19 protein-coding genes are annotated in these 22342 nt (G+C 70.0%); 7 read left to right on the top strand and 12 right to left on the bottom strand.

Translation table 11 applies throughout. The features are described from left to right. Position 1: 1 nt before the first annotated feature. Positions 2-643 (bottom strand): TetR/AcrR family transcriptional regulator, encoded by a 642-nt coding sequence (locus OG746_RS22190; RefSeq protein ID WP_266717137.1) that lies wholly within the window; start codon positions 641-643, stop codon positions 2-4. A gap of 119 nt (positions 644-762) precedes the next feature. Here OG746_RS22190 and OG746_RS22185 point away from each other — a divergent pair, with 119 nt between their 5' ends. Next, on the top strand, positions 763-2505 hold the full coding sequence (locus OG746_RS22185) for a CocE/NonD family hydrolase (RefSeq protein ID WP_266717135.1): 1743 nt from the start codon (positions 763-765) through the stop codon (positions 2503-2505). A gap of 12 nt (positions 2506-2517) precedes the next feature. Here OG746_RS22185 and OG746_RS22180 read toward each other — a convergent pair whose 3' ends face one another. Together OG746_RS22180 and OG746_RS22175 are read right to left on the bottom strand one after the other, a co-directional pair. Continuing rightward, a complete protein-coding gene (locus OG746_RS22180) occupies positions 2518-3141 on the bottom strand; it encodes an NADPH-dependent F420 reductase (RefSeq protein WP_266717131.1) in 624 nt (207 codons plus the stop codon). 36 nt (positions 3142-3177) lie between these two features. Then, positions 3178-3912, bottom strand: coding sequence for an SDR family NAD(P)-dependent oxidoreductase (locus OG746_RS22175; protein ID WP_266717129.1), 735 nt, complete (start codon positions 3910-3912; stop codon positions 3178-3180). Positions 3913-4056: 144 nt separating this feature from the next. On the opposite strand from OG746_RS22175, the gene OG746_RS22170 reads away from it, so the two are divergent. Then, positions 4057-4662: a TetR/AcrR family transcriptional regulator gene (locus OG746_RS22170; RefSeq protein WP_266717127.1), complete on the top strand. Its 606-nt coding sequence runs from the start codon at positions 4057-4059 to the stop codon at positions 4660-4662. Between the two features lie 158 nt (positions 4663-4820). On the opposite strand, the gene OG746_RS22165 is transcribed toward OG746_RS22170, so the two are convergent. Beyond that, complete coding sequence (locus tag OG746_RS22165; RefSeq protein ID WP_266717125.1) at positions 4821-5732, bottom strand: LysR family transcriptional regulator; 912 nt, start codon at positions 5730-5732, stop codon at positions 4821-4823. A 206-nt stretch (positions 5733-5938) separates the two neighbouring features. Between OG746_RS22165 and OG746_RS22160 the strand changes: the two genes are divergently transcribed. Next, complete coding sequence (locus tag OG746_RS22160) at positions 5939-6571, top strand: NADPH-dependent F420 reductase (RefSeq protein WP_266717123.1); 633 nt, start codon at positions 5939-5941, stop codon at positions 6569-6571. A gap of 93 nt (positions 6572-6664) precedes the next feature. Next, positions 6665-7600 (top strand): SDR family oxidoreductase, encoded by a 936-nt coding sequence (locus OG746_RS22155; RefSeq protein ID WP_266717121.1) that lies wholly within the window; start codon positions 6665-6667, stop codon positions 7598-7600. A gap of 27 nt (positions 7601-7627) precedes the next feature. Here the strand turns inward: OG746_RS22155 and OG746_RS22150 are convergent, their stop codons facing one another. After that, positions 7628-7840 carry a hypothetical protein gene (locus OG746_RS22150; protein WP_266717120.1) on the bottom strand — a complete coding sequence of 71 codons (213 nt, stop codon included), beginning with the start codon at positions 7838-7840 and terminating at the stop codon, positions 7628-7630. 280 nt (positions 7841-8120) lie between these two features. On the opposite strand from OG746_RS22150, the gene OG746_RS22145 reads away from it, so the two are divergent. Beyond that, the gene (locus OG746_RS22145; RefSeq protein ID WP_266717113.1) at positions 8121-10172 is read left to right on the top strand and encodes a SpoIIE family protein phosphatase; all 2052 of its coding nucleotides are present in this window, start codon (positions 8121-8123) and stop codon (positions 10170-10172) included. Positions 10173-10202: 30 nt separating this feature from the next. Here OG746_RS22145 and OG746_RS22140 read toward each other — a convergent pair whose 3' ends face one another. Next, on the bottom strand, positions 10203-11153 hold the full coding sequence (locus OG746_RS22140; protein WP_266717112.1) for a WD40/YVTN/BNR-like repeat-containing protein: 951 nt from the start codon (positions 11151-11153) through the stop codon (positions 10203-10205). A 380-nt stretch (positions 11154-11533) separates the two neighbouring features. Here OG746_RS22140 and OG746_RS22135 point away from each other — a divergent pair, with 380 nt between their 5' ends. After that, positions 11534-13309: an FAD-binding protein gene (locus tag OG746_RS22135; protein ID WP_266717110.1), complete on the top strand. Its 1776-nt coding sequence runs from the start codon at positions 11534-11536 to the stop codon at positions 13307-13309. On the opposite strand, the gene OG746_RS22130 is transcribed toward OG746_RS22135, so the two are convergent. The 6 genes from OG746_RS22130 to OG746_RS22105 are packed head-to-tail and all read right to left on the bottom strand — an operon-like array spanning position 13266 to position 21289. Then, complete coding sequence (locus OG746_RS22130) at positions 13266-14024, bottom strand: ABC transporter ATP-binding protein (protein ID WP_266717108.1); 759 nt, start codon at positions 14022-14024, stop codon at positions 13266-13268. The two genes, OG746_RS22135 and OG746_RS22130, sit on opposite strands and share 44 nt — an antisense overlap. After that, positions 14021-15868 carry a branched-chain amino acid ABC transporter ATP-binding protein/permease gene (locus OG746_RS22125; protein WP_266717106.1) on the bottom strand — a complete coding sequence of 616 codons (1848 nt, stop codon included), beginning with the start codon at positions 15866-15868 and terminating at the stop codon, positions 14021-14023. Before OG746_RS22125 ends, OG746_RS22130 begins: the two co-directional genes overlap by 4 nt. Then, positions 15865-16734 carry a branched-chain amino acid ABC transporter permease gene (locus OG746_RS22120; RefSeq protein WP_266717104.1) on the bottom strand — a complete coding sequence of 290 codons (870 nt, stop codon included), beginning with the start codon at positions 16732-16734 and terminating at the stop codon, positions 15865-15867. The genes OG746_RS22125 and OG746_RS22120 overlap by 4 nt, the downstream gene beginning before the upstream one ends. A gap of 20 nt (positions 16735-16754) precedes the next feature. After that, positions 16755-17900: an ABC transporter substrate-binding protein gene (locus OG746_RS22115; RefSeq protein ID WP_266717102.1), complete on the bottom strand. Its 1146-nt coding sequence runs from the start codon at positions 17898-17900 to the stop codon at positions 16755-16757. A gap of 57 nt (positions 17901-17957) precedes the next feature. After that, on the bottom strand, positions 17958-19787 hold the full coding sequence (locus OG746_RS22110) for a thiamine pyrophosphate-binding protein (RefSeq protein WP_266717100.1): 1830 nt from the start codon (positions 19785-19787) through the stop codon (positions 17958-17960). Further along, on the bottom strand, positions 19784-21289 hold the full coding sequence (locus OG746_RS22105) for an aldehyde dehydrogenase family protein (RefSeq protein WP_266717098.1): 1506 nt from the start codon (positions 21287-21289) through the stop codon (positions 19784-19786). The genes OG746_RS22110 and OG746_RS22105 overlap by 4 nt, the downstream gene beginning before the upstream one ends. Positions 21290-21466: 177 nt before the next feature. Here OG746_RS22105 and OG746_RS22100 point away from each other — a divergent pair, with 177 nt between their 5' ends. Next, complete coding sequence (locus OG746_RS22100; protein WP_266717096.1) at positions 21467-22276, top strand: IclR family transcriptional regulator; 810 nt, start codon at positions 21467-21469, stop codon at positions 22274-22276. Positions 22277-22342: the final 66 nt, after the last annotated feature.

Genomic DNA, 22342 nt, shown 5'->3' with positions numbered 1-22342 from the left:
GTTAGCCGTCGACGGCCGGCGGCGCCGGGACCAGCACGCTCTGCACGGCGGGCCCGACGAGCATGATCAGCTTCCCACGCTCGGCGCCGGTCAGCGTGGGGACACCGACGACGCGGCGCCCCACCACGAGCCCCACGAGCATCGATGACACGATCCCCGCACGGAGCGTCGCGTCGTCGATGTCGCGCGACGTAATGGCGTCGACGAGCAGCCGCTCCTCCAGGAACTCACGCAGCTGGTCGTTCGCCTGATCGTTGGCGATGGCACCCCGGAGCATCGCCATGAGCGGCTCCGAGCTCGCGGCGTCCACCTCCCACACATCGAGGAAGGCCCGTACGACGCGTTCACCGAGTCCCTCGTCCAGCCCCTCGAACGCCTCGCTGAAGCGTGTCAAGGCCTCCGCGGGGACGGACATCACGGCGGCGAACAGCTCGTTCTTCGACCGGAAGAACTGCATCACCAGCGACGCGTCCACCCCGGCGTCGGCCGCGACCCGCCGGATCGTGGTCGCGGTGAAGCCGTCCGCCGCGAAGCGGGCGCGAGCCGCCGTGAGGATCGCCTGCCGGGTCGTGTTCGTGCCCGGCCGGCGCCCGCGACGGGCGGCGGGGGCGGTCTCGGCGACGGGAGTCGTGTGCGCGGTCATGCCCCAAAACTACCTCCCATGCAATTAACTCAACACGTGTTGAGTTTTCGCTGCCGCAGACCTACGCTCGAAATGTCGGCAGAGCCCGTCCGTCGGCACAGAGATGCGAGGTACGCGCCATGAGCGATGTCCAGAAGGTGTACATGCCGTCCCAGCCGCTGGAGCCGGGCCCCCGCTACGGGATCCTGAGCGACTTCGAGCCCGGGACGCGCACGCTGGAGGCGGGCTTCCGGATCGCGCCGCCGTTCAAGCCGCTGCCCGTCGACATCGTGCTCGACAAGGACGTACCGGTCACCCTGCGCGACGGCGTCACGATCCACGTCGACGTCTTCCGTCCCACCGGATCCGAGCAGGTACCGGTGATCGTGGCGTGGAGCCCGTACGGCAAGGGCCAGGGCTCGTCCGCCAGCGTGATGGGCATCTTCGGCATGGTCGGCCTCGACAACGGCATCGTGTCCGGACTCGAGAAGTTCGAAGGTCCTGACCCCGCCTACTGGTGTGCGCGGGGCTACGCGATCTGCAACCCGGACATCCGGGGCGTCGCCAACTCCGAGGGCGACAGCGTCCTTTGGGACCGCCAGGAAGGCCGTGACTGCTACGACCTGATCGAGTGGCTGGGCGTCCAGGACTGGTGCACCGGCAAGGTCGCGATGAGCGGCACCTCCTACCTCGCGGTCTCCCAGTGGTTCACCGCGGCCGAGCAGCCGCCACACCTGGCGGCGATCAACCCGTGGGAGGGCGTCAGCGACGTCTACCGCGACCTGGTCATGCGCGGCGGCATGCCCGACACCAGCTTCGCCCGCCAGCTCCAGGACAACAGCTACTACGGCAGGGCCCACAAGGAGGACATCCTCACCGAGGCCGAGCACCACCCGCTGATGGACGAGCTGTGGGAGAACAAGATCCCGCAGTTCGAGAACATCAACGTGCCCGCGTACGTCGTCGCCAGCTACTCCAACACCCTGCACACCGCCGGTACGTTCCGCGCCTGGCGCCGGATGGCCTCCACGGACAAGTGGCTGCGCATCCACAACAGCCAGGAATGGCCCGACTACTACGACGAGACCAACGTCGAGGACCTGCGCCGCTTCTTCGACCACACCCTCAAGGGCGAGGACAACGGCTGGGAGCAGACACCCCGCGTGCGCTACTCCCTCCTCGACCTCCACGGCGGCGACCAGGTCAACGTCCCGGCGGACCGGTTCCCGCCGGCCGATGTCACGTCGACGAAGTACTACCTCGACGGGCGCACCCGGACCCTGGCAACCACGGCGCCCGCCGTCGAGGGCACGGTCGGCTACGACGTCGCGGCCAGCCCGGACCTGGTGTCGTTCGTGGCGCGCTTCGACGAGGAGACCACGCTGGTCGGCTACCCCAAGGCCCACCTGTGGGTCGAGGGGGACGGCTCCGACGACATGGACCTGTTCGTCCTCGTCCAGAAGCTCGACGCGTACGGCACACCGCTCCAGGCGTTCACCGCCCTCAACCAGGGCGCGCTGGCCATGGACGTCACCGAGCGGGGTGCCTCGATCCTGCGCTACAAGGGCTCCGACGGGCGACTTCGGGTCTCGATGCGCCACCTGGACAAGGCCCTGGCCACCGACGACGTCCCGGCACACACCTTCGACCGGGTCGAGAAGCTCTCCCCCGGCGAGGTCGTCGACGTCGAGATCGACCTGCTGCCGGTCGGCCTCACCTTCCAGCCTGGCGAACAGCTCCGCTTCATCGTCAGCGGCCGCTCACTGCTGGGCACGATGATGCCCGGCATCCGCGAGTACGCCCCGGCCAACAGCGGCCGCCACATCATCCACACCGGCGGCGACCGGGCCTCGTACCTGCAACTCCCGGTCAAGCAGGCGTGAACAACCGTCTGCTCAGGCGGGAAGTTCGGTGATACTGAGGGCGAAGTCCAAGTTCCCCACCCCGTGGTTGGCGAGGCCCACCGTGACCACGCCCGCCCCTTCCAGCCAGTGCGCCATTTTCAGGCCGCCGACGTCGAGCGGACGCATCCCGAGGCTTTCGATGAATGCCTCCACGCTCTCCTTGGCCCGCGCACTGTCGCCGGCGATGAAGACGTCGGGCCGACCCTTCTCCAGGACATGGCGGAAAACGGTGTTGAACGCCTTCACCACGTCGGCGTCGGCCGGGGCCGCCTTGGCGACTTCCTGCGCGATCGAGGTCTCCTCGCGGTGGGCCAGCCCGTCGAACGTGGAGTTGAAGGGATTGCTGATGTCGACGATGACCTTGCCCGCGAGTGCGTCTCCATAGTGGGTGACGACCGGTACGACGCCGTCGTGCAGCAGGGCCACGATGACGATGTCCCCGGCCGGGGCGGTGCCCCATTCTCCCGTCGTGGCGCCGCCGCCGAGAGCCTTGGCCAGGTCGTCGGCCTTGGACTGATCGCGGCCCATGACCTCGACGGTGTTGCCGCCCGCTATCGCCCGCGCGCCAATGGTGCGGGCCATGTTCCCGGTGCCGATGATGCTGATGCTGCTCATGAGGTGTCCTGCCCTGGTTGTCGGGTGGTGTGCGGTTCAGAGGGCGGTGGTGCCGCCGTCGGCGACCAGTTCCATGCCGTTGACGTAGCTGGAGTCGTCCGAGGCGAGGAAGAGGGCGGCGGAGGCGATCTCGTCGGGGCGGCCCATCTCGCCGCGGGGAATGAGGGACTCGAACTGGCTCTTGGTGGCCTCGTCGAAGAGTTCTTCCTGCTTGGCGGTGGCGACCTGGCCGGGGGTCAGGACGTTGACGCGAATGCGGCGGTCCTTGAGCTCGTTGAGCCAGATGCGGGCCCATGCCTGCTGGACGGCCTTGCTGCCGGCGTAGACGCTCCAGCCGGGGAACGCGCCGAGGGAGGCGTTGGAGCCGGTCATGAGGATGGAACCGCCGTCGTTGAAGAGCGGGAGGGCCTTCTGGACGGTGAACAGGGTGCCGCGGGCGTTGAGCCCGAACCAGGTGTCGAACTGGGCCTCGGTGATCTCGCCGAGCGGGGCGGGCTCGCCCCCGCCCGCGCTGGCCCACAGCACGTCGAGGCTTCCCTTCTCCCGCTTGACGGTGTCGTACAGGCGGTCCAGGTCGTCCAGGTTCGCGGCGTCGCCCTGGACGCCGGTGACGTTGCGGCCGATCTGCTTCACGGCCTCGTCCAGGGCGTCCTGGCGGCGGCCGGTGATGAAGACGTGCGCCCCTTCGTCGACGAAGAGCTTCGCGCCGGCCAGCGCCATGCCGGTGGTGCCGCCGGTGATGACCGCGACCTTGCCGTCGAGCTTTCCCATGGTCGTTCCCTTGAGTCGGTAATGCCGTGTGTACCTGGGGCGACGGCGTTAAGTACACCGTCTTGTGTGCTTACCGTACGGGGCGGACGCCCGGCGCGCAATCTATGTACACCGGTCGTTACCCAACTCGGGTACCATGGCTCCATGACGGAGACGGAGACGGAACTGGAAAAGGGCCCCACGGGCCGCCGCCGCGGTCGGGGCGCGCGCGAGCGCATCATCAGCACGTCCCAGCAGCTGTTCCGCGAGCAGGGCATCAACCGCACCGGTATGAACGAGCTCTGCGCGGCTGCCGAGGTGTCCAAGCGGACGGCCTACCAGCACTTCAACGGCAAGGACGAACTCGTCGCCGAGTACCTGCGCCGGTTCGACCCCTCCGTTCTGTCCGGCGTGTTCGACCGCACCGACCTCACGCCCCGCGAACGGCTCCTCGCCGCCTTCGACGTCTCCCCCACCACACCCCTGTGCCCCTACATCGCGGCGGCCGTCGAGCTCCACGACCCCCAGCACCCCGCGTCCCAGTACGCGCGTGACTACAAGAAGGCCGTCGCCGCGCGGCTCGCCGACACCGCCCGCGAAGCCGGCGCCGCCGACCCCGAACAGCTCGGTGAGCAGCTCGCGCTGCTGATCGACGGCGCCGCGGCCCGCACCCGGGTCCTCGACGCCGACGCCTTCCCCACCGCCGCCGCCATCGCTGCCGCCCTCATCGACAACGCCATCCCCGCCACAGCCGGCGAGGACCGGCGATGACCGGCGACGCGAGGAAGCATCAAGGTGACTCGGCACTCCGCGGCCGGACTGGACACGCTGCCGGTTCGAACTGACGGCTGATCACATCGGTCCGTACGCGGTGGCGCACGAAGAACTCGTACGCAGCCGGGGAGAGAGACGGGGGCCAGTCGGCCAGCTCAAGCGTGCCTTGAGGCGGCACCGCCTCCAAGCTGCCACATCTCGTAGTTCCCACACTCTGCCGTGATCTCGGCCGTCGACCGAGCCGCGGTGACGAAGTCGTCCACTACCGGCGAGGTGTGCGAGGCCGCCACCGCGAGGCACACCTGGTCGGGTGTCAGATCCGGGATGGGCACATAGGCGACGTCCGGATGCGAGTAGAAGACGGACGCCGAACGGGCCAGGAAGGAGATGCCCCGGCCGGCCGCGACAAGCTCGAGCGTCTCGTCCACCCCGCGCACCGGGTACCCGGCATTGGGGAGCGGGCGCTTGGTGGGCTGCGTGCTCGGGTCACCGTGCCAGACCAGCGTTTCACCGGCCAGGTCGGCCTCGGCGACCTCCTTCTTGCCGGCGAACCGGTGTCCTGCGGGCAGTACCGCCACCCGCGGCTCGGTGTACAGCGGGGTGACACGCAGGCCGGCCTCGTCGATGGGCAGCCGCACATAGCCGACGTCGATGCGGCCGTCGAGCAGCATCGCTGCCTGGTCGTCCCCTTCGATCCGCTGCACGTCCACGGCCACGTCCGGGTGCCGCTCCTCGAACGCACGGGCCGCCGGGATGACGGCAACGCCGGCCCGGAAGCCGACCATCAGCCGCCGCTTGCCGCCGGCGGCCGCGGACACCCGGCGGCGGACCGCGTGGGTTGAGGCGAGCAGCGGAACGGCGTCGTCCAGCAGTTGCCGGCCCGCATCCGTCAGCTCCACGCCGTGGCGATCCCTGGTGAACAGCGTGGCGCCGAGATCCTTCTCGAGCGCGCGGATCTGCCGACTGAGTACCGGCTGTGCGATGTGAAGCTCATCGGCGGCGCGGCCGAAATGCAGTTGGTCGGCCACGGTGACGAAATAGCGCAGTTTGCGCAGATCCAGATCCATGGAACCCCCAGCCCCATGATACCTCGAGGGTATCACCGCGGCTTCAATAGGTCTTGGACGCCACTCGGGCCAGATGACAGCATGAAAAGCAGGAACTTAAGGACGTCGCAGTGAATTCGACAGCAGAATTCTGCACAAGAATTCCGCATCGGAATTCGACCATGGGATTCAACGGCAGGACCACAACCCGGAAAGCAGGAACACCGATGAGCAGCATCAGCGTTATCGGACTGGGAAACATGGCCCGCGCCTTGGCCACTCGGGCGCTCGCCGGCGGTAACGCCGTCGAGATCATCGGCCGCGACCCGGCCAAGGCCAAGGACTTGGCCGCCACGCTCGGCGGCGCCACTGTCGGGACGGCCGGGGCCGCCCCGGACGGGGACATCGTCGTCCTCGCCATGCCGTACGCCGGCGCGGTGGCCGTAGTGAGGGAGTACGGGGACGCACTGCGCGGCAAGATCATCGTCGACATCACCAACCCCGTGGCCCCCGACCTGCAGGGATTCGTCGTCCCCGACGGCAGTTCCGGCGCACAGGAGATCGCCAAGGCGGCTCCCGACGACGCGCATGTCGTCAAGGCGTTCAACACCGTGTTCTCCCACGTTCTGGCGGCAGGACCGGCCGAGGACCGCCCTCTGGACATATTCATCGCCGGCGACGACGCGCAGGCGAAGGCACGTGTGGCGGCGTTCGTCGAAAGCCTGGGGCTGCGCCCCTGGGACACCGGGGACTTGTTCATGGCGCGGGCACTGGAGAACGTCGCCCTGCTGGAGTTGGGCCTCATGAACAACTCCGTCAAGCACACCAAATTCTCCCTCGGCATCACCCTTCTCGGCTGAGCGCACCCGTACCACCATCTCTCGTGCCGCATTACGCAGCCCATTCACGGCACGAAAAGACTCTGCACCTACCTTCACAAGGACAGGTTAAAGATGCGCGTATTCGTCGCTGGAGGGACCGGCCATTCCGGTTCGTACATCATTCCCGAGCTGATCGCCGCCGGGCACGAGGTCACCGGCCTGGCCCGGTCGGACGCCGCCGCGGCGGCATTGTCCGCGCTCGGCGCGAAGGTGCGTCGCGGCGACCTTCAGGATCTCGACGGGCTCAAGGAGGCAGCCGCGGACTCCGACGGCGTCATCCACGTCGCCCACCGGCAGGATCTGCTGCCCTCCGGCGGGCTCGACGCCGTGGCCGCTGCGGAGCTCCCGATCGTGCTCGCGTACGGCGAGGCACTCGCGGGAACCGGAAAGCCGCTGGTCACGGCGGGAAGCATAGGCTCGCCCGGCAACCTGGAGCGGCCGGCCACCGAGGCGGACCCGGCCCTCCCCGCCGGCGAGGAGCACAAGGGCACGCTGCGGGTCCGCAACGTCGTGGAAAGGGCCGTTGTCGACCTCGCCGGGCAGGGTGTGCGGTCTTCCGTCGTGCGGATCGCCAACATCGCGCACAGCACGACCGATCGTGCCGGCTTCCTTCCCACGCTGATCGCGCTCGCGAAGGAAAAGGGGTTCGTCGGCTACCCCGGCGACGGCGCGAACCTGTGGAACGCCGTGCACATCCGCGATGCCGCCACCTTGTTCCGCCTGGCGCTGGAGAAGGGGCCGGCCGGCACATACTGGCACGCGGTCGAGGACGGGGGCATCGCGTTCCGCGACATCGCAGAGGCCATCGCCGGCCGCCTGGGCCTGCCCGCCGTGAGCGTTCCCAACGATGCCCTGATGACTCCGGGGTACTTCGGGTTCCTCACGAATATCGTCACGCAGAGCTATCCGGCGTCCAACCTCATCACCCGCCGGACCCTCGGCTGGGAACCCGCCCGGCCCGGCCTGCTCGCCGATCTGGACAACGGCCACTATTTCCCCGCCGGTTGACCACGTGCCCGCCCGGCCGACCGCGCTCTACCCCATCACGGCGACCGCCAACACCACGACGAGCAGACCACTGACCAGGCCGGCCGCGATGAGGCGCAGCGTCGCGGAGAGGTGAGCCGGCGCCGGTGTCGGAGTATGGACGCAAGAACAGGAGCCCAGGCCGTGCTGGAGGAGGGGTGAGTCGATCCAGTACGGGGCGGACAGCTCGGCGAGGGGCTCATCGTGCAGTGCGTGGCTCATACCTGGGAAACGACTGTGCCCCGTGCGCGGGCGCGTGCCCCGGCGAAACCGTTATCTCGCCGGCCCCGCACGAGTGAAGCCGGATGCGCTCCGTGAGCGAAAGTGCCGATGTGAGGCCAACGTCGTGGACGAGTGGTGCTCGCGGCGCGGAATCGGGGTGCGTGCCGTCAACCCGCCGGGGCCGGCCCCGTCAGTGCGTACGGCTGCTCATTCCGCCTTCTCAGGGGATCATGGTGGGGTGGAAGAGGACGCCGCTCCCAGTCCGGGTCCCGTCTTTGACTTGGAGAGTCTCCAGGCGGCGACGGTGGGGGCAGGGCTGGTCACAGGGCCCTTCCACCGGCTGAGAGAGCGCAACCAGCCGTTCGAGAAACTGTTCGGCTTCTGGCGGGTGGGGCAGGAAGCGGGCGTCGCCCTGGCGGGGCCTGCCCTGCGGCCCGTGCTGCGTGCCCTGGATCTTGCCGGGACGGAGCGATCGACCGTCCTGGTCGATGTCCCCGGCAGTCACTCCGAGGGCGCGGCGCACCATGCGTGTGTGGTGACGTGCGTCCCGGTGCGGATCTGGTGCGGGCGTGCCACGTTGCTGCTGGCCGCGCGCATCACGACGCGCGTGCTCGGTGCCGGTGGTGGGGTGCGGGAAGAGGCGCACGACGCTCCCGCGAATGCGGTCAGGCGCTACGAGGCCCTGCTGTCGGCCATCCCGCACGTGGTCTGGCTGATGGACAGGGACGGGAGTGTGTCGGCCCTGGTCGGCCGGTTCGGACAGGGCAGTGGCGGCCTGTGGAACCCGGACGGGAACGGCTCGTGGATGGACGCCGTCCATCCCAAGGACCGCGCGTGGTTCGAGTCGAAGTGGCAGGACACCGCGCGCGGCCGGTCGCTCCTCGATGCGGAGATCCGCGTACGGGCAGCGGACGACACCGGCGGTTACCGCCACGTGAAGATCATTGCCGTACCGGTGCTGAGGGACGGCGAGCTCGTCGAGTGGATCGGCACGGTGAGTGACGCCGAGGAGCAGTGGCACAGGCAGATGCGGGAACGGCTCCTCGCAAGGGTGGCGGCCGAGCCCGTGGCGGGTGACCTCGCGGAACTGTTCGCCGGTACGGCCTCGGCCGTGGTGCCCGACCTCGTCGATGCCTTCGCCGTCTTCCAGCTTCAGAGCGGCGGCCCCGCCGGGCGCGATCCCGGCTCCGGCCTCCACCTCACCAGCCGGGTGCGCATCGCCCGCTCCCCGAACCTTCCGCCGATAGCTCCGCTCGCGGGCGACTTCGTTCTCGGCCCGCTGGCCGAGCAGGCGATCGAGCAGCGCCGGGCCCGGGTCATCAGGTTCCCGGTCGGCAGACCGCCCGATGGCCTGCTCTCGGGACCGACGCGGGCGTGGCTGGCCCGCGCCCAGGGCACGAGCCTGACGCTGCTGCCGATCGTCGTGGACGAGCGGACGGTGGCCCTCGCGGCGGCGGCGACCTGCCAGGGCAATCCGCCACCGAGCGACGCGGACATCGAGCTTCTCCAAGAGGTCCTGCACCGGGCTCAGGGCCCCGTGTCGCGCACCCTTGAACTCCAGAATGTGCGTGACACCGCCCTGGCCCTTCAGCGCTCGTTCCTGACCGCCCCTCCCCAGGTCGACGGTGCGGAGCTGGCAGCGGTGTACCAGCCCGCCAGCTCCCGGGCCGAGATCGGCGGTGACTGGTACGACGCCACGGCCTGCCGCGACGGATCCCTGACCCTGACGATCGGCGACGTCGCCGGGCACGACCTGAACGCCGCGACAGCCATGAGCAAGGTCAGCAACATGCTGCGCGGCTTCGCCTACGACAACCCCACGAGCCCCGCCCGGACGCTGAGCCGCCTGGACCAGGTGACACAGGGCCTCGACACCAGTCCGTACGTCACCATCCTCCACGCGGTGCTCACCCCGACGGAGAACGGTGGCCGGGATGTGGTCCTGTCCAATGCCGGACACCTCCCGCCCCTGCTCATTCCGGCCGGCCATGGGGTCCCGCGCTATCTCACCGCCGTCGACGGTCCGGACCTGCCCCTGTGCGTGGCACCTGGCGCGCAACGCGGTGAGTGGCACGAACAGCTCGGGCCGGGAGACACCCTGCTGCTCTACACCGACGGCCTCGTGGAGGTACCCGGGCAGGACATCGGCGACGGGCTCGGGCGGCTGGCGACCCGAGCCGCCGACCTCACGTCCCAGAGCCTGCCGCTCGCGACCCTCATCAAGGAGCTGCTCACCCTGCCCGGCGAGCGCCGCGACGACATCGCCATCATCGGCCTCCGTGTCACGGCCAACTCGCCGTGGACGGAGGGGACTTCAGGCATTCACCAATAGGATCTCCCGACCTGCAAGAGCTGTAGTCCGTCAAGGGCGACGGACGACGAGTTGAGCCGCCATGCCCCCGCTCCCGACGGCCCAACACCCGCCGCTGGAGGAACAGTTGACTCCCAGAAAGTGGGTGCGGTCGAACTGCGTCCAGGATTTTCCGCTGTCGGTGCTCACATCGCTGCCACTGGGACCGACCGCGACAGCAGTGTGTCCGCCGCCGGGGACCCAGGCCACGCTGTTGCGGAACCCGCTGAGGGGGTCACCGATCGACCAGGACGAGCCACCGTCGGCAGTGGAGGCATCCACACCCGAATCGATCCCCTCGCCCGGGTTGAAACCGCCACCGACCGCAAGGCCGTGCCGGGGGTCCCGGAAGGACAGCGAGGCGATGCTCGCCGTCTCGCCGCGAATCGGAGTGTCGGCAGCACTCCATGTCTTGCCGCCGTCGCGGGTATGGAACACCTGAGGGTTGTGACTGGAGCCGTCGCTGGTGCCGGTCGTCCCGAACCAGGCGTTACGCCGGCCGTTGGCGACCATGCACGTGCCGGTCGCCAGGGCGCTGTCGCCGGGTGTCGCGGCAGGCATTCCGCCGGACGGTGTCTGGCGCCATGTCCGGCCGCCGTCCTCGGTGGCCAGAATGCGGTACTTGCCGCCGACGGGGTCACTGACCGCAAGGCCGTGGCGGTCGTCGAAGAACGCCATGCAGTCGTAGAAGGCGTCCGGAAGCGTGTTGCGGAACACCAGTTGCCAGGTGGCCCCGCCGTCAGCGGTGCGGTAGATCCGCGAGGGTTCATCACCGATGGGAAGTGCCAGGACGAGGGCGTGATCACGGTCGAACGCCTCGACGTCCCGGAAGCTGTCGACGGCCCCGCCCGGCGGGGTGACGTCCTGCCAGGAGCGCCCGCCGTCCACCGTCCGCACCACGGAACCGTCGTTGGTGGCACCCCCGAATCCGCCACCTGCGGCCCACACCACCTTCCGGTCCACCACATCGAGTGTGATCAGCGTGTTGGTCGTGGCAGTCGGTGTGAGGCGCCACGACGGCAGGTCAGCCCGTCGATCCGCCGCAACGGACTCGGCAGCCGCCCCAGGAGCGATCAGAGCAACCACGAGTCCGACCACGATGAGTATCCGGACCGCGATCCCACGAACACCAAGTTCCATCCCACGAAGACTGGTTCGTCGCTGCGGGACCGGCCACCCCTGTAACTGGCCATTTCTGACGAGCAATTGGGGCACGGCAGGTGCAGCTCAATCATCCGACCCGCTGGGGCAACACATTGATACTCGTGGATGGTCCGGCGTCGCACCGACCCTCACGGCACAACCGTTCCCCCGACCCCCCGCGCCATGAAAGGGTCTTGACCATGGCGGAGCACCCCGAGCACACCTGGGACCACGAGGTCGACCTGCTGGTCCTGGGGTCCGGGGCGGGTGGTCTCGGCGCGGCGGCCGTCGGCGCCGAGGAGGGGCTCGACGTCCTCGTCCTGGAGAAGACGGAGTGGCTCGGCGGCACCACCGCCTACTCGGCCGGCACCGCCTGGATGCCCGGCCACCGCCACCAGCAGGACCCGGCCGCCGACACCGAGGCGGCGCACGAGTACCTCGACGCGCTCGTCGGCGACCGCGCTCCCCGTGCGCTGCGGGAGAGCTATCTCAGCCACGGCCCCGCCATGGTCGACTACTTGGAGAAGCGGCTCGACGTCGGCTTCTGGCACTCGAAGACGGTCGTCGACTACCACCCCGAGATCGCCGGGTTCGGCATCGGCCGCGCCCTGGAACCGCGTACGTTCGACGGCCGCAGGCTCGGCAAGGCCCGCTTCAGCCGGGTCCGCCGCCCGGTCCCCGAGTTCGCGCTGTTCCGGGGCACGCTCATGGTCCGCCGCCCCGAGGTGAACCGGCTCCTGAGCATCTTCGACGGCTCACCGCGCGGCGTCGCCACCGCCCTGCGCCTCGGGGTGCGCTGGGCGTGGGACATGCTGGGCCACCCGCGCGGCACCCGCCTCGCCATGGGCAACGCGCTGGTCGCCAACCTGTACCACCAGCTGCTCCGCCGTCGCGGCGACGTCTGGTTCACGGCCCGTACCAGTGAACTCGTCGCCGACGGCGAGGGCCGTGTCATCGGTGCCGTCGTCTCGCACCGGGGGCGCACCGTCAGCGTCCGTGCGCGTGGGGGCGTGGTCCTGGCGGCGGGTGGCTTCTCCGCGAGTCATGAGTTGAGGGAACGTCATCTGCCGTATCCCACAGCCCAGTTCACGCGGGCGGGCGAGGGGTCCACCGGCGACACCATCACTCTGGCCGCCGGGGTCGGCGGGGTGCTCGGCGAGCCCCGCGACGACAACGCGCTGTGGTTCCCCAGTTCCATCGGCCGCCGCCGCGACGGCTCCACCGCCGTCTTCCCGCACATCTGGGACCGCGCCAAGCCCGGCATCGTCGCCGTGAACGCGGCCGGGCGCCGCTTCGTCGACGAGTCCGTCTCGTACCACCGCTTCACCCGCGCCATGTACGACGCGCACAAGTCCGTGCCCTCGATCCCGGCCTGGCTGGTCACGGACGCGCGCACCCTCGCCAAGTACGGTCTGGGCATGGTCCATCCGCACCTGCCGAAGTCCCGGCTGCGGCGCCACGTCGCGTCCGGGTATCTGCGGACGGGCCGCACCCTGCAGGAGCTCGCCGCGTCGATCGGCGTGGACGCCGAGTGCCTGGCCCGTACCGTCGCCGACAGCAACCGGTACGCGGCGACCGGCGTCGACGAGGAGTTCGGCAAGGGATCGCACCCCTTCGGCCACCAGTACGGCGACCCGGCCCACACCCCGAACGTCAACCTCGGCCCGATCGAGAAGGGTCCCTTCTACGCCATCGCCGTCGTCCCCACCCCGCTGGCTACCGCACTCGGTCTGCGCACCGACCCCGAGGCCCGCGTCCTCGACGCGAAGGGCGCCCCTGTCCCCGGCCTCTACGCCTGCGGCAACGACGCCCACTCGGTCATGGCCTCGGAGTACCCGGGCGCGGGCTGCCAGATCGGCGCGGGTCTCACCTTCGGCTACATAGCGGCCCGCCATGTCGCCCGACACACCACGGGCCTCGCCGACCCGTCCGTCACAGCCCCAGATAGATCTGCCGGACCCGCGGATCCTCGCTGAGTTCCTCGGAGGTGCCGGTCATGGCGACGGCGCCGTTCTCCATAACCAGGCAGTGGCTCGTCGCGCCGAAGGTGAGCTTGGCGTTCTGTTCCACGAGGAGCATGCTCAGTCCGTCCTCGCGGAGGCGGGTCAGGACGCGCAGGATGTCTCCGACGAGCTTGGGTGACAGGCCCATCGAGGGTTCGTCCAGGAGCAGGATGCGGGGTTGTGCCATGAGGGCCCGGCCGATCGCGAGCATCTGCTGTTGGCCGCCGGACAGGGCTCCGGCCAGGCGCTGGCTCATCTCCCCCAGGACCGGGAAGAGTTCGTGGACCTCGGCGAGCGTGGACCGAGTGTCGTCGTCCCAGGCACGGGCGTACGCGCCGAGCAGCAGGTTCTTCTCCACCGTCAGGCCGGGGAACACATGGCGGCCCTCCGGTACGTAGCCAATGCCGTGCCGGACCATGTCGCGGGCCCGTACGCGGGTCAGGTCGAGGTCGCCCAGCGTGATGCGTCCGCCGCCGCGCGGGACCAGGCCCATCACGGCCTTGAGCGTGGACGTCTTGCCCGCGCCGTTGGCGCCGATGATGCCGACCGACGCGCCCGGTTCCACGCTGAAGCCGATGGAGCTGACCGCGCGGACGCCTCCGTAGTGGACGGACAGGTCGTCCACGGTGAGGGTCGCGGCGGGCGGGGTCGTGGGGGTGCGGGGGCGCGGAGCGGGGATCAGCTTCACCGGGTCGGCTCCTTCGGCAGCGGCAGCGGTGGTGTGGGCGCCGGCAGCGGGACGTCGTGGGCCATCGCCGAGTCACCGAGGTACGCCTCGATCACCTCGGGCGACGCGACCACCTCGGCCGGTGTGCCCTCGGCGATGACACCGCCGCTGGACAGGACGGTGACGCGTTCGCACAGCGACATGACCAGGCCCATGTTGTGCTCGATGAGGACGACCGTGGTGCCGCTGTCGCGGATGGAGCGCACGATGTCGGCGAGCTGGCGGACTTCGTCGCCGTTGAGGCCCGCCGCCGGTTCGTCGAGCAGGAGGAGGCGCGGGCGGGCGCCCATGGCGCGGGCGATCTCGATGCGGCGCTGGATGCCGTACGGGAGTGAGCCCGGCGCGGAGCGTGCGAAGTCGGTGAGGCCGAAGCGGTCCAGGAGTTCGGCGGCCTCGTGGCGCAGGCGCCGTTCCCTGCGGGCCACGCCCGGCTGCCACACGGCGTACTGCCAGATGGTGCGGGTGCGGGTCCTGTCGAGGGCGACGAGGATGTTCTCACGGACCGTCAACTGGCCGAACAGGCGCAGGTTCTGGAAGGTGCGGGCCATACCGAGGAGGGACAGCGCGTAGGGGCGGGCGGTCGTGGTGTCGCGGCCCGCGAAGGCGACCGTTCCCGAACTGGCCCGGTAGAAGCCGGTGATGACGTTGAAGAGAGTCGTCTTTCCGGAGCCGTTCGGGCCGACGATGCCGCGGATCTCGCCGGGGCGCACCGTGAGTGAGACATCGTCCAACGCCCGCAGGCCGCGGAAGTCCTTGGTGATTGAGCGGATGTCCAGGAGGGGTTTCTCGGGGGCGGCCTCGTCGGGCGTGGGCACCACCTCGTACGGCTGGAAGGGGCGCAGCACCGCGCGGTCCTCGCTCCTGCCCCGCCGCCTGTTCGTGAACTCCCTTATACGGGAAGGGATTCCGGCCAGACCCGTCGGTGCGAAGACGACCATCAGGACGACCACGACGCCGTACCCGAGCTGTGCGTACGTCGAGAAGTCGGAGAGCCACTCGCGGATGAGGGTGAGGCCGACCGCCCCGACCACGCAGCCGACGAGGGAGCGGCGGCCGCCGATGATGACCATGGCGAGCAGGATGAACATGTTGGCGATGGAGAAGGTCTCCGGGGCCACGTAGCGGATGAGCCCCGCGTACAGCACCCCTGCCAGGCCTCCGTAGAAGCTGGCGAGGAGGAAGGCCGTCATGCGCAGCAGCGGGATCTCCGCGCCCATCGCGCCGGCGGCCAGCGGGTCGTCGCGCATGGCGCGCAGCCGACGGCCCAGCGATGTACGGACGACGAAGAGTCCGAAGCCGAGGCCGAGGGCGCAGATCACCAACTCCAGGTAGTAGTAGAGGTATTCGCTGGAGAGGTCGATGCCGGGCAGGGTGGGCTGTGGGATGCCGGAGATGCCGTCGGCGCCGCCCGTGATGGACGCGTTGGTGATCCAGTTGATGAAGCCGAGAGCCAGGCCGAGCGTGACGATGCCCAGGTAGTGGGACTGCATGCGCAGCGCGGGGATGCCGACGAGCAGGCCGGCGGCGACCGTGGCGAGCAGGGCGAGCACCGCCGATATCCAGAAGCCGTAGCCGGAGTGGGTGGTGAGGATCGCGACGGCGTAGGCGCCGACGCCGAAGAAGGCGACCTGGGCGAGGTTGATCTGCCCGGAGATGCCCATGGCCAGGCCCATGCCGATGGCCAACAGGGCATAGATGAGGGCGATGTTGACGATGTGGATGGCGTAGCCGCCGAGCCCGTACGGCAGCAGCCAGCCGGCCACCGCGAGTACGCCGAGGCCCCCGAGTCGATAGCGGCGGGTCATGCGCGGCTCACCGTCCTCTCCCCGAAGACGCCCATCGGGCGGATCATGATGGCGACGGTGAAGACCAGGAAGGTCACGAGCACCGAGTAGCCCTGGAAGTGTCCGGCGGCGTAGGAGTCGAGGACGCCGATGGCGAGTCCGCCGACGACGGCGCCGGGGATGGAGCCGAAGCCACCGAGCATGGCCGCGGCGAAGCCCTTGATGCCGAGAGCGCCGCCGAGCGAGGCGTCGACGTAGAGCATGGGTCCGACGAGTCCGCCGGCGAGCGCGGCGAGTCCGGCGCCGATGCTGAAGGCGAGGGCGTTGCTGCGGCCGACGTTGATGCCTACGGCGGTGGCCGCCTCGTGGTCCATGGCGACGGCCTGCATGGCGGCGCCCCGCTTGGTGCGGGCGAGGAACCAGGCGAGGCCGGTCACGGCGAGCGCGGCGACGGCCATGACCACGAGGTCGTAGGTGCGTACCCGGACACCGAAGAGTTCCAGTGGGGCGGACGGGACGGGCGAGGGCACCGCTCGTCCCGTGGTGCCCCAGATCAGGATGGCGACGGCCTGGAGGACGATGCCGAAGCCGATGGTGCCGATCAGCATCAGGTCGAAGTCCTTGTTCTCCAGCGGGCGCAGCACGCGCTCGATGACGAGACCGATGGCTCCGGTGACGACGATCGCCACGATCATGGCGACAGCGAAGGGCAGTTTGGAGGTGAGGTAGAAGGTCGACGCGGCGTAGGCGCCGATCATGGCGATGTCGGCGTGGGCGAAGTTGACGAGCCCCATGGTCCGGTAGACGAGCGAGAAGCCCATGGCCACCAGGGCGTAGACGGCGCCGAGGCTGAGTCCGCCGACGAGTGTCTGCAGTGTCTCTTGCATGTCTGCTCAGCTCCCCCGGGTCACTGCTGCGGGACGAGCTTGCCGGCGCGGATGACGCCGATGGTGGTCTTGGTGATGCCGACCCCGTTCTCGCCGAACTCGAAGTCGCCGAGCAGGCCGTCGTAGCGGGTGTCGCGGATGGCGTCGGCGAGCTTCTGGCCGGTGGCGGCCTTGCTGGTCTTCAGCGCGGTCAGCAGGATGTTCGTCCCGTCGTAGGCCTTCGCGCCGTGCAGTTCGGCGGCCTTGTTGTACTTGGCCTGGTAGGCGGCGGCGAACTTCTTCGACGCGGCGCTGACGTCGTTGCTCAGGTACGGCGAGCTGACGATGGTGTCCTCGACGGCGGCCTTGCCTGCGGTGTCGATGAAGACGGGGGTGCCCTGCGGGGCGGCGCCCGCGAAGGGCGCGGTGATGCCCAGGTCGCGTGCCTGCTTGACGATCAGGCCGGCCTCGACCTCCTCCGAGCCGATGAACACGACGTCGGGCTTCTTCGCGCGGATCTTGGTGAGGGCGCTGCTGAAGTCCTTCTGGTCGGTGGTGACCACCTGGTCGGTGACCGGGGTGACACCGAGGTCCTTGGCCGCCTTGAGGAACGCGTCGTGCTCGCCCTTCCCGAAAGAACCGTTGTTGGAGATCATCGCGATCTTCTTGTGGCCCTTGTCCTTGACGAGGTACTCGGCGAGCGTCGCGTCGTACGTCGTCGAGGTCGGCCCGTTGAGGAAGAGGTACGGGCTTCCGACGTCGACCAGGGCGTCGGCCTGCCCCGAGGTGATGTTGGGGATCTTGGCCTGCTGGAGGATGGGCGCCATGGCCACGGTCACCGCGCTCTCCGCGGTGCCGATCATCGCGACGTAGCCCTGACTGTCCAGCTTCCGGGCGATGTTGGTGCCGGTGGTGGGGTCGCCCTGGTCGTCGAAGAGCTTCACCTGGATCTTCCGGCCGTCGACGCCGCCCTTCTTGTTCCACTCGTCGATGGCGAGCTTGGCCCCCTTGTACTCCCAGTCGCCGAGCGAACTCAGCTGTCCGCTCTGCGCGTTGACGACGGCGATCTTGATCGGGCCCGACGAGTCCTTGTCGGAGTCGCCGGATTCGCCGGGCGCACTGCACGCGGTGAGGGCGGCGGCCAGCGCGGCGGCCGTGCAGACGGCTGTGCGGGTGGTGCGGATCATGAGGTCACCTCGTTGTGGCGGGGACGGGGTCAGCCGGGCGGGAGTAGGGGGCGGCGGTCAGTCGGTGAAGGATCCGCGGTAGATGTCCTTGATGTTCCAGTGCCCGGGGGTCGGCACCGGTTCGTTGACCATGGGTACGTCGATGACGGCGGGCCTGCGCCGGGTGATGGCGTCGGCGAGTGCCTTCGCGAGGTCGGCGGGGGCGGTGACGTGGTAGCCATCCGCGCCGCAGGAGGTGCCGAGGTCGGCGAAGTCCGGGCTGTACGGGCGCCCTTCGGCGTCGGTGAACTCGCAGCCGTAGGACCGGCCGAACGAGGCGGACTGAAGGTCGGCGATGGTGCCATGGGCCCGGTTGTTCATCACGACGAAGATCACCGGGAGGCCCTGTTCCACCGCCATGGGCAGTGCGGGGAGTTGGGCGCTCATGCCGCCGTCGCCGATGAGGGCGACCACCACCCGCTCGGGCTCGGCCAGTTGGACGCCGACGGCGGCAGCGGGACCGAAGCCCATCGTCGAGGCGCCGCCGGGCGTGATGAACCGGCCACCGGTGGGGAGTTCGTAGCACTGGGCGACGCCGTTCTTGTTCCAGCCGACGTCGGTGACGAGGACCGCGTCTTCGGGGAGCGCGTCGCGCAGGTCGGCGAGGATGCGCTGGGGGCGCAGCGGGAACGCGTCGCTGCGGCCGTCCTCGCGGGCCGTGTCGAAGACGGCGCGGCGGGCTGCGGCGATCGAGGCGCGCAGTCCTTCGCGTTGGCGTGGTTCGGGCTGCCGGGCACGGACGGCGGCGGCGATGGCCCGGACCGCGTCGGCGACATCCGCGACGGCGCCGATCTCCACGGGGTAGTTGCGGCCGATCTCGGCCGGGTCGATGTCGATCTGGATGAGCTTGCTGGGCGGGCTGTCCTTGTCGCCGAACGTCCAGGTGTACGCCGGGTCCCAGGAGCTGGCGTCGGTCTCGGCGAACCGGGTGGCGAGCGCGAGGACGACGTCGGCGCCCTTGGTGTACGCGTGCGTGGAGTCCAGGCCCCAGAAGCCGGGCATGCCGAGCAACAGCGGGTGCGTATCGGGGAGTATGCCCTTGCCCATCAGGGAGTGGGCGAGGGGGATGTCGAGGTGTGCGGCGAGTGCGGCGAGGGCTTCCCGGGCTCGGGGGTCGCGCAGGCCGCCGCCGAAGTAGATCAACGGCCGCTCGGCGGCGAGGAGTTGGTCGGCGATGCGCTCGGCGGTCGGCCGGTCGAGGCCGGGTGCGCCGCTGACGGCGGGCAGCGGGTACTGATCCTCGTACGGTTCGACGGGCCGGTTGAACAGGTCCATGGGGATGTTGACGAGGACGGCGCCGGGGCGGCCCGACTGCGCGGTCCAGAAGGCGCGTTCGGTGGTGCGGGCAAGGTCCTGGACGCGGTGCACGTCCCAGGTCCGCTTGGTGAACGGCCGGTAGATCGCGCTCTGGTCGGCGTCCGTGTGGAGGTTGACCTCCTGGTGGGGGTGGCGGCCCGCGTAGTACGAGGGGATGTCACCGGAGAGGACGACGAGGGGCACGGAGTCGAGAGCGGCGGTGGCCACGCCGGTGACCGCGTTCATCATGCCGGGGCCGACGTGGGTGAGGAGCACGCCGGGGCGGCCGGTGGCGCGGGCGTAGCCGTCGGCGGCGTGGGCGGCGGCCTGTTCGTGGCGGGCGATGACGAACTCGATGGAGCTGGGGGCGAGGGCGTCGAGCAGGGCGATGTTGGTGTGTCCGCAGGTGCCGAAGATGTGGCGGACGCCGTAGGACTCCAGTTGGCGGACGAGGGCGTGGGCGGCGGTGACGGTCCCGTCGGGGGTCGGCGCCGGGTCCTGGGTCGCGGTCTCGTGCGTCTCGCTCTCTTGCGGCTCGTTCTGTTGCGTCATGCGTCCATCTCCCCGTCGAGGGTGGTCGTGTCGCCCCACACGGACAGGCCGCGGAGCATGAGCGTCTTGACGACGGTGTAGTCGTCGATCATCGAGCGGGGTGTCTCGCGGCCGAAGCCGGAGTCCTTCACACCACCGAACGGGACATGGTCCAGGCGGTAGTTGGAAGTGCCGCCCGCGATCAGCGCGCCGGTCTCCAGCTCGCGCCAGGCCTTGACGATGCGCCCGATGTCGCTGGTGAAAAGCCCCGCCTGTAGCCCGTAGCGGCTCGCGTTGCACGTCTCGATGACCGCGTCGAAGTCGTCGTACGGGAGCACGGTGACGAGCGCGCCGAAGACCTCGTGCACGACGACTGAGGCGTGCGCGGGTGGTCCCGCGACGACGGTGGGTGTCACGGTGGCGCCGTCCCGGTGGCCGCCGCGCAGCACGCGCGCCCCGGCGTCGGCGGCCTCGGCCGTCCAGCGCACCACGCGTTCCGCGGCCTCCTCGTCGACCATGGCGCCGACGTCGGTGTCCGGGTCGAGCGGGTCGCCGACCTTGAGGCCGTCCACCGCCGTGGTCAGCAGGGCGAGGAAGTCGTCGTAGCGGGAGCTGTGGACGTAGACCCGCTGGACGGAGATGCAGCTCTGGCCCGAGTTGCTGTATCCGGCGCGGGCGCACTCCTTGGCCGCCTTCGCGAGGTCGGCGTCCTCGCAGACGATGGTGGCGGCGTTGCCGCCGAGTTCGAGGACGAGGCGCTTGGCGCCGGCCGCGCGCGCCACGGTCTGTCCGGTGGCCGCGCTGCCGGTGAAGCTGATGACGGCGACCTGGTCGGCCGCGCACAGCAGGGCGCCGATCTCGCCGCCGCCGTGCAGGAGTTGGACGGCCTGGGGCGGCATGCCGGATTCGAGGAGCAGCGCGACCACGGCGGCGGTGGCGGCCGGGGCCTGCGGCGGGGCCTTGACGAGGGTGGTGTTGCCGGCAGCGAAGGAGGCGCCGAGCTTGTGGGCGAGCAGGTTGGCGGGGGCGTTGAACGGGGTGATGGCGAGGGCCACCCCGGCGGGCGCACGATAGGTGAAGGCGGTGTTGCCGACGCCGCGCTGCCGTCCGGCGACGGGCAGGGTGTCGCCGCCGATCTGCCGGGCCTCGGCGGCGCAGACCGCGAAGGTGTCCGCCACGCGGTCGATCTCGCCGAGGCCGTCCTTGAGCGGCTTGCCCAGTTCGAGGGCCAGCAGGCGGGCGAGGTCCTCGCGGTGGGCCGTGGCGGCCGCGGCGGCCCGGTCGAGGATGTCGGCGCGGGCGGCGGGCGCGAGCCGGGCCACGGCGCGGGCGGAGGGGCGGGCGTAGGTCAGGGCGCGGGTGACCTCTTCGCCCGTCGCGGCGGTGGTCCGGCTGACGGTGCGGCGCAGGTAGGGACCGGTGCGCAGGAGTTCGGGTCCGTCACCGCCCCACCGGCCGGCGATGAACGGGGGCGCGTCGACGACCACGCCGTCCACGCCGGCCTTGAGAAGGGAATCGAGCATGACATCTCCCAGGAAACCGCTGAGTGGTACTGGTGGACTGCTCTGTGGTTCGGCGTGTAACGTACGGGCGCCAACTCGCCGTGACAAGAGGTCAGTTGAAGAATCAGTTGAGGAAGACCTCCGCGGATGGCATCCACCGGCGGCAGGCACGGACGACAGCGGACGGAAGGCGGTCCCATGGGCAGCACTGACAGCACCGGACCCGGGCAGGCGGCGGAGGCGACCGGCGTACGCAGTGTGCGCAGGGCCCTGGACATCCTGGGGTTGCTGACCGAGGATCAGCCGGCGGTCACCCTGCGGGAGATCGTCGACGCCACGGGGCTCGCCAAGACCACGGCGGTCCGCATGGTGCAGACCCTCGAACAGTGCGGCCTTCTCTGGGACACCCCTGCCGGATACACGGCGGGCCCCGGCCTGTGGCGCTGGGCGCACCTGGCGCACACGAGCTGGGAACTCCCGCGTGAGACACGCAAGTTGATGCGCGAGCTGGCGGAGGAGCAGCAGGAGACGGTCAACCTGTTCATGCTGCGCGGGCTCAGCCGGGTGTGCGTGGCACAGCAGGAGAGCCCGCAGCCGCTGCGCCATGTGGTGCGGGTGGGCGACGAACTCCCGCTGTGGGCGGGGGCTTCGTCGAAGATCCTGCTGCGTTCGGCGCCCGAGAGCCTGCTGCGTCGTGTCGCCGTCGACTCGCCGCACGGCGAGGGGCACGCGCGGCAGCTGCGGGTGTGGGCGGACGTCGCGGTCGAGCAGGGGTTCGCCGTCAGCAGGGGCGAGCGCGACGAGGGGCTCACTGCGGTGGCGGTGCCGGTGCTCGGCCGCACCGGCACCGTCGTCGCGTCGCTGTCGCTCAGCGGCCCGAGCCACCGTTTTCCCGAGGCGACCGTCCAGCGGTTCGCCACCGCACTCGTCGAGGTCGCCCGGCAGATGTCGGAGCAGGGCTTCGACCACCCGCTCAGTCCGGTCGGCCCGGCCGGCGGCAGGAAGTGACTCCAGCATCGCCAGCAGGAAGTGACTCCCGCAGGGGACCCGTAACGGACCCGCAAGTGCCGTGCG

This window comes from Streptomyces sp. NBC_01016 (assembly GCF_026341035.1).
Classification (GTDB): Bacteria; Actinomycetota; Actinomycetes; order Streptomycetales; family Streptomycetaceae; genus Streptomyces.
This window is presented reverse-complemented; position numbering and strand designations above follow the sequence as displayed.

What these genes read in the sequence shown, in the direction of transcription:
- OG746_RS22135 (WP_266717110.1), top strand. Translation starts at nt 11,534, where the DNA reads ATGGCGGAGCACCCCGAGCACACCTGGGACCACGAGGTCGACCTGCTG.
- OG746_RS22175 (WP_266717129.1), bottom strand. Translation starts at nt 3,912, where the DNA reads ATGGGAAAGCTCGACGGCAAGGTCGCGGTCATCACCGGCGGCACCACC.
- OG746_RS22100 (WP_266717096.1), top strand. Translation starts at nt 21,467, where the DNA reads ATGGGCAGCACTGACAGCACCGGACCCGGGCAGGCGGCGGAGGCGACC.
- OG746_RS22150 (WP_266717120.1), bottom strand. Translation starts at nt 7,840, where the DNA reads ATGAGCCACGCACTGCACGATGAGCCCCTCGCCGAGCTGTCCGCCCCG.
- OG746_RS22115 (WP_266717102.1), bottom strand. Translation starts at nt 17,900, where the DNA reads ATGATCCGCACCACCCGCACAGCCGTCTGCACGGCCGCCGCGCTGGCC.
- OG746_RS22125 (WP_266717106.1), bottom strand. Translation starts at nt 15,868, where the DNA reads ATGACCCGCCGCTATCGACTCGGGGGCCTCGGCGTACTCGCGGTGGCC.
- OG746_RS22190 (WP_266717137.1), bottom strand. Translation starts at nt 643, where the DNA reads ATGACCGCGCACACGACTCCCGTCGCCGAGACCGCCCCCGCCGCCCGT.
- OG746_RS22160 (WP_266717123.1), top strand. Translation starts at nt 5,939, where the DNA reads ATGAGCAGCATCAGCGTTATCGGACTGGGAAACATGGCCCGCGCCTTG.
- OG746_RS22180 (WP_266717131.1), bottom strand. Translation starts at nt 3,141, where the DNA reads ATGAGCAGCATCAGCATCATCGGCACCGGGAACATGGCCCGCACCATT.
- OG746_RS22185 (WP_266717135.1), top strand. Translation starts at nt 763, where the DNA reads ATGAGCGATGTCCAGAAGGTGTACATGCCGTCCCAGCCGCTGGAGCCG.
- OG746_RS22165 (WP_266717125.1), bottom strand. Translation starts at nt 5,732, where the DNA reads ATGGATCTGGATCTGCGCAAACTGCGCTATTTCGTCACCGTGGCCGAC.
- OG746_RS22170 (WP_266717127.1), top strand. Translation starts at nt 4,057, where the DNA reads ATGACGGAGACGGAGACGGAACTGGAAAAGGGCCCCACGGGCCGCCGC.
- OG746_RS22105 (WP_266717098.1), bottom strand. Translation starts at nt 21,289, where the DNA reads ATGCTCGATTCCCTTCTCAAGGCCGGCGTGGACGGCGTGGTCGTCGAC.
- OG746_RS22120 (WP_266717104.1), bottom strand. Translation starts at nt 16,734, where the DNA reads ATGCAAGAGACACTGCAGACACTCGTCGGCGGACTCAGCCTCGGCGCC.
- OG746_RS22155 (WP_266717121.1), top strand. Translation starts at nt 6,665, where the DNA reads ATGCGCGTATTCGTCGCTGGAGGGACCGGCCATTCCGGTTCGTACATC.
- OG746_RS22110 (WP_266717100.1), bottom strand. Translation starts at nt 19,787, where the DNA reads ATGACGCAACAGAACGAGCCGCAAGAGAGCGAGACGCACGAGACCGCG.